The following is a 5,931-nucleotide window of genomic DNA, read 5'->3' as shown; positions in this document are numbered from 1 at the left end:
CGGCCACCCCGCCCCCTCCGCGAGCACCCTCCGGCCCCGGCCGGATCCGGGGGAACCCCGGGGAATCGAGGGGTCAGAGGGTCAGACGTCCGTGACCCGCAGTCCCGCGTGCGCCTTGTAGCGCCGGTTGACCGAGATCAGGTTGGCGACCAGCGATTCCACCTGGTGGGCGTTGCGCAGCCGGCCCGCGAAGACGCCGCGCATCCCCGGGATGCGGGCGGCCAGCGCCTGGACGATGTCGGTGTCGGCCCGCTTCTCGCCGAGCACCATCACGTCGGTGTCGATCTCCTCGATCTCCGGGTCGGACAGCAGCACGGCGGACAGGTGGTGGAACGCGGCCGTCACCCGGGAGTCCGGCAGCAGGGCGGCGGCCTGCTGGGCGGCGCTGCCCTCCTCCGGCTTCAGCGCGTAGGCGCCCTGCTTGTCGAAGCCGAGCGGGTTCACGCAGTCGATCACGAGCTTCCCGGCGAGCTCCTCGCGCAGCGCCTCCAGGGTCGCGCCGTGGCCCTCCCACGGCACGGCGACGATCACGATGTCGCTGCGCCGGGCACACTCGGCGTTGTCGGCACCCTCGACGCCGAGGCCCAGCTCGGCGGCGGCGCTCCGGGCACGCTCGGCGGCGCGGGAGCCGATGATCACTCGCTGGCCGGCCTTGGCCAGCCGGTAGGCGAGGCCGCGCCCCTGGTCGCCGGTGCCGCCGAGGACGCCGACCACGAGGTCGGAGACGTCCGGAAGGTCCCAAGGGTCCTTGGCGGCGGGCTTTGTCGTATCGGCAGAAGTCGTCATGACAGCGATACTGTCACGCCCTCCGCGGGCCCCACGGGCCTCACCGGGCCCACCCGGCACCGCCGGGCGCAGGAGGGCCGGGGCACGAACGGGTGAGCCGGGCGGCTTCCCCGTTTTTCGCCCGGTTCGTCGCGGCAGGATGGTGAGCCATGGACGCTGTGCGTGTCGCGCTGTTGCGCGAAATGCTCGCCGGAACCGACTGGTTGCGGGACACGCGCCGTTTCGCGGGGACGCCGCGCCGGTCGGCACGGGCGCACGGCGGAGGCTGCCCGCTGCTCGTCGGGACGGCGGAGTGCGGGCCCCGGCACCTCGCGGCGCACCCGGACGTGAAGGCGGCCCGTTCGGAGCCACCGGAGCCGCACCCTGCGCTCGCCCGCCGCCGGGTGCCGCCGGGCACCCCGGCGCACTTGGCCGCGCCGGGCACTTCGGCGCACCTGGCCGCGGGCCCGGGGTGGCTCGGCGGCGCCGGGCGCGGACGGACACCGCCGCCGGCGCTGCCACAGGGCGGACCGCCGCCCGGGGAGGCGCCGCCGCCGGAGCGGGTGGACGGACCTCGGGAGCTGGTGAACGGACCTCCGGAGCGGGTGTACGGGCCTCCGGACCTGGTGAACGGACCTCCGGAGCGGGTGTACGGGCCTCCGGACCTGGTGAACGAACCTCCGGAGCGGGTGGACGAGGTCAGGCGCGGCGGGGCGACGGCCCTGCCGCCGGACGGCGGCGGGGGCGAGGGGCGAGGGATGCGCGAGGGGTGGAGAGCTCGCGAGGGGTGGAGAGCTCGCGAGGGCCGGAAGGCGTGCGCCGTCCGTGCGCTCGCGCACGAGGCGCCGACGGCACCCGCCTCCGCCGGGCCGCCCCCGGACACGGTCCGGCACTCGGTCGCCGCCGCTCGACTCCCGATCACCACCACCCGGCACCCGATCACCCAGGCCCCGCGCGAGGACGGACCACCCGATCGCCGCCGCTCCCGCGACCGGCTCCCCCGGCCGGCCGGCCGGCGCTCGGCACCCCCGCGGGAGCCGTGGTGAGCGGGCTCGCGCGGCGCCTCCGGGCGCGTAAGGCGCCTCCCCGGCACTCGGCCCGCTCGTCGTCGTCCGCCTCGGCCGGTCCCGGTTCCCGCGTGAGACCGGTCACGTACCGCCGGCGCGTCACCCACCACGCGCGCGGCCGGCCCCGGCGTCCGCGCGGCCCGGCCGCGCACCGCAAACTCCCCACCCACAAGGGGATCTTCGCGGCATTCAGGGGATTCACCCGACTTCGTCCGCTCCGTCCCCTGCGGTCTTACTGGGGCTCCCGCTCCGCGAACCGCCCGGGGAAAAACGTTTGCTCGCACCACCCCGGCCACGGACCATGGACCCCCGTGACCGAGCACGACCCTTCCGCTTCCCCTCCCGACGGCCCTCCCGGGCCTTCCAGACCCTCCGCGACAACGGACTGCGCCACGACGGAGCCCGCCACGGCGGCCACCATCACAGCGGCCTCCGGTACCGGCCGGCTGCGGGCCCTCCTGCCCGACCTGACCCCGTGGCGCTCGTCGCGCGACTTCCGGCGGATGTGGATGGCGGGGCTCGTCACCGTCTTCGGCAGCTTCCTGACCTTCGTGGCCCTCCCGGTGCAGCTCAAGGAGCTCACCGGCTCGACGCTCGCCGTCGGCGCGATCGGCGCGGTGGAACTCGTCCCGCTGATCGTCTTCGGCCTCTGGGGCGGCGCCCTCGCGGACGCCCTCGACCGCCGCAAGCTGATCCTCTGGACCGAGGCGGGACTCGGCGTGCTGAGCGGCCTACTGCTGCTCAACACCCTCCTGCCGCACCCGCTCGTCTGGCCGCTCTACCTGGTCGCCGGCCTGGTCAGCGCGCTCACCGGACTCCAGCGCCCGGCCCTGCAGTCGATCGTCCCGCGCATCGTCGCGCACGAGCAACTGCCCGCCGCCATCGCGCTGAACACCATGCGCTGGCAGGTCGGCGCCATCGCCGGCCCGTCCCTCGCGGGCGTGATAATCGCCTTCGGCGGCCTGCAGTGGGCCTACGCCCTGGACGTCGCCTCGTACGCGATCTCCGTCCTGTTCACCGTCGGCCTGGCCGCCTCCCCGCCCGCGCGCGACGCGGAGAAGCCGTCCGTGCGCGGCATCCTGGAGGGCGCCCGTTACGCCTGGAGCCGCAAGGAACTGCTCGGCACCTACGCCGTCGACATGGCCGCGATGTTCTTCGCCTTCCCCAACGCGGTCTTCCCGTTCCTCGCCGACGACCTCCACGCCCGCTGGGCGCTGGGCCTGATGTACGCGGCGAGCGCGATCGGTTCACTGCTGGTCAGCCTGACCAGCGGCTGGGTCTCCCACGTGCACCGGCACGGCCGGATGGTCGTGGGCGCGGCGCTCGCGTGGGGCGCGGCGATGGCACTGGCGGGCTGGATGGGCAACATCTGGCTGGTGCTGCTGATGCTGGCGCTGGCCGGCGCGGCGGACACGGTCAGCGGCCTGTTCCGCTCGGCGATGTGGGACCAGACCATCCCCGACGAGCTGCGCGGCCGGCTCGCCGGCATCGAACTGCTCTCCTACTCGGTCGGCCCGCAGCTCGGCCAGGTCCGGGCCGGCGGCATGGCCGCCCTCACCAACGTCCGCGCCTCCGTCTGGGCGGGCGGCCTGGCCTGCGTCGCCTCGGTCGGCCTGCTGGCCGCGGCCCTGCCGAAGCTGCTCTCGTACGACCAGCGCACCGACGAACACGCCGTCCGCATGCGCGAACGCCGGGCCCGGGCCACGGCCGCCGAGGTGGTCGAGGCGGCGTAGGGGAGAGAGGACGGAGGAGGCGGCGGGACGGAAGAGGCGGCGGGGACGGAAGCGACGGAGGGCGAAAGAGACGGCGGAGCACCGCCCTCCACCAACCCACCTCCACCAACCCACCTCCACCGACCCACGTCCGCCAACCCACCTCCACCGCTCCCCCGCCGCCGATCCGCTCCCCGGCGGAGCCGCGTGCAACCTTCAGGCGGAGCCGCTGTCAGGCCAGCGCGCGGCGCAGGACGCCGGCGAGTTCGGCGATCTGCCGCTGCGACACCTCGGCCGAGAGGATCGCCTGCGAGCCGTGGAACGTACCGGCCCACTGGTGCAGTTCGACGGAGACGCCCGCCTGCAGCAGACGCAGCGCGTACGCGACGGCTTCGTCGCGGAGCGGGTCGAACTCGGCCGTGGCCACGTAGGCCGGCGGCAGGCCGGTCAGGTCGGCGGCCCGGGCCGGGGCGGCGTACGGCGTGGCGGGCGCGGAGCCCAGGTAGTGGCGCCAGGATGTGGTGATCTTGTCGCGGTACATCCAGGGCGTCTCGGTGAAGTTCCGGGCCGACCAGGTCTCCTGCCGGTCGTCGAGTTCCGGCTGGTGGAGCAGTTGGAAGCGGATCGGCGGCCCCTGCCGGTCGCGTGCCAGCAGCGCCACCGCGGCCGCGAGGTTGCCGCCGGCGCTGTGCCCTCCGACCGCTATCCGCTCCGGGTCCACACCGAGCTCGGCCGCGTGTTCGGCGGCCCAGAGCAGGGCGGCGTAGGTGTCGTCCAGGGCGGCCGGGAAGCGGTGTTCGGGCGCCAGGCGGTAGCCCACCGAGATCACCACCACTCCGGCCTCGTCGGCGAGCCGGGCGGCCATCGGGTGTTCGGTGTCCGGGTCGCCCATGACGAACCCGCCCCCGTGCAGCCAGAGCACGGCCCCGCGCGCCTCGTGGGGACGGTAGATCCGCACCGGTACGTCCGGGTCGGCGGTTATCGTGCGCGTCTCGACCTCCAGCCCCGTGGTGTCGGGGGGCGGCAACCGGTCCACCAGAGCGGCGAGGTTCGCCCGCTCGGCCACCGGGTCGGTCAGATCGGAACGCGGGAACAGCGGGAGGAAGGCTTCGAGTTCGGGATCCATGCCGGTCATCCTGACGGCCTTCGGCCCCCGGTTTCGTCCGCCGGTCGTCGGGTGTCCGCCCCGGCTCGCGCGCCACTCGGCGCTCCGCCCGGGCCCCGCCGGCGCCTATGCTCCCGCCATGGAGGCTCTGGCCGAACGTCTGTCGCAGTTGGGCGGGCATGCCGATGGTGCGATCCGCGTCATCATGTTCTACGACACGCTCATGCGCCGCCGGGTGGATCTCGCGGCGCTCGTCCGGGCGTCGGCGGGTCTGGCCGAGTGCACGGCCGGGGTCCGGGTGCACGGTACGGGGCAGGTGATCCGCCGCACGCCCGACGGCCGGGAGCTGCCCCCTTCCGCCCCTTCCGCTCAGCAGTCGCCGACCGCCGCCGGACGGCCGCTCGCACCGGACGCGGCACCGCCCGCATCATGCACGGCTCCGATCCTGCTCGACGACGAGGAGATCGGCGCGGTCTGGCTGGAGCGTCCCGGCGCGACCGGGCCGCTCGGCCTCGACGAGCTGCTGCTGGAGCGACTGGCCATCGCCGTGGCGGCGGTCGTCGAGCGCTATGGGCCCGCCCGTACCACCATGGCCGACCCCGCCCTCGTCGAACTGGCGATCGGCCCGGACAGTGACGAGGCGGCCCGGGCCAGGGCGCTACGGCTCCTGGGGTTCCACCCCGACCGGCCGGTCCTCGTCGCCGCCGTGCGCTCCCGGCTGCCGCTCGACCGGATCGGCGCCCTGGTCTGTCCGGACCGTCCGGTGAAGGCGGCGGCGCTCGCCGGAGCGGGGGTGCTGCTGGCGACCGCCATCGACGCGGACCGCTTCCCCGCGGACGTCCGCGCGGGCGTCGGCGGGGCCGACAGCCCGGACCGCTCCTGGCGGCAGGCCTGTACCGCCCTGCGGTTCACGGGCCCGCGCGAACCCGTCGTCCGCTTCGCCGACCTGGGGGCGCGCGCCCTGCTGGCCGAGATTCCCCCGGACGCCGTGCGCGCCGACGCCGACGTGGCGGCGGTGGCGCGCCTGGCCGCGAGCCCGGACGAGCTGGAGACCCTGGACGTCTACTGCGCCACCGGCTCCCTGCGCCGCGCCGCCGAACTCCTCCACCTGCACCACAGCAGCGTCGCCCGCCGCCTCGACCGCATCGGCGGAACCCTGGGCATCGACATCACCACACCCACCGGGCTGACCCGGGCCGGCCTCGCCCTCACAGCCTGGCGCCTCCTGAACGCCTGAGAACCGCGCGACCCGCCCGACCACCCCAAACCCGCCCCCACCGAG

General features: G+C 75.2%; 5 protein-coding genes. 3 read left to right on the top strand and 2 right to left on the bottom strand.

What is annotated here, in order from left to right; all coding sequences use genetic code 11:
• Positions 1-81: 81 nt before the first annotated feature.
• On the bottom strand, positions 82-786 hold the full coding sequence (npdG, locus tag ACSNOK_RS29780) for an NADPH-dependent F420 reductase (RefSeq protein WP_436783907.1): 705 nt from the start codon (positions 784-786) through the stop codon (positions 82-84).
• A gap of 149 nt (positions 787-935) precedes the next feature.
• Here npdG and ACSNOK_RS29775 point away from each other — a divergent pair, with 149 nt between their 5' ends.
• Together ACSNOK_RS29775 and ACSNOK_RS29770 are read left to right on the top strand one after the other, a co-directional pair.
• The gene (locus ACSNOK_RS29775; protein WP_436783906.1) at positions 936-1,811 is read left to right on the top strand and encodes a hypothetical protein; all 876 of its coding nucleotides are present in this window, start codon (positions 936-938) and stop codon (positions 1,809-1,811) included.
• Positions 1,812-2,251: 440 nt separating this feature from the next.
• The gene (locus tag ACSNOK_RS29770) at positions 2,252-3,565 is read left to right on the top strand and encodes an MFS transporter (protein ID WP_436783908.1); all 1,314 of its coding nucleotides are present in this window, start codon (positions 2,252-2,254) and stop codon (positions 3,563-3,565) included.
• Positions 3,566-3,776: 211 nt separating this feature from the next.
• Here the strand turns inward: ACSNOK_RS29770 and ACSNOK_RS29765 are convergent, their stop codons facing one another.
• On the bottom strand, positions 3,777-4,670 hold the full coding sequence (locus ACSNOK_RS29765) for an alpha/beta hydrolase (protein WP_436783905.1): 894 nt from the start codon (positions 4,668-4,670) through the stop codon (positions 3,777-3,779).
• 118 nt (positions 4,671-4,788) lie between these two features.
• On the opposite strand from ACSNOK_RS29765, the gene ACSNOK_RS29760 reads away from it, so the two are divergent.
• Positions 4,789-5,886, top strand: a complete 1,098-nt coding sequence (locus tag ACSNOK_RS29760; RefSeq protein ID WP_436783904.1) for a PucR family transcriptional regulator — start codon at positions 4,789-4,791, stop codon at positions 5,884-5,886.
• Positions 5,887-5,931: the final 45 nt, after the last annotated feature.

Origin of the sequence: Streptomyces sp. URMC 126 (assembly GCF_051386555.1) — a bacterium.
GTDB lineage: Bacteria > Actinomycetota > Actinomycetes > Streptomycetales > Streptomycetaceae > Streptomyces.
Note: the sequence above shows the minus strand (reverse complement) of the source record. Positions and strands in the feature narration are given on the sequence as shown.

Bases quoted from the DNA above. Each gene is read 5' to 3' on its own strand.
- ACSNOK_RS29765 (WP_436783905.1), bottom strand. From the start codon at position 4,670: ATGGATCCCGAACTCGAAGCCTTCCTCCCGCTGTTCCCGCGTTCCGAT.
- ACSNOK_RS29760 (WP_436783904.1), top strand. From the start codon at position 4,789: ATGGAGGCTCTGGCCGAACGTCTGTCGCAGTTGGGCGGGCATGCCGAT.
- npdG (WP_436783907.1), bottom strand. From the start codon at position 786: ATGACGACTTCTGCCGATACGACAAAGCCCGCCGCCAAGGACCCTTGG.
- ACSNOK_RS29775 (WP_436783906.1), top strand. From the start codon at position 936: ATGGACGCTGTGCGTGTCGCGCTGTTGCGCGAAATGCTCGCCGGAACC.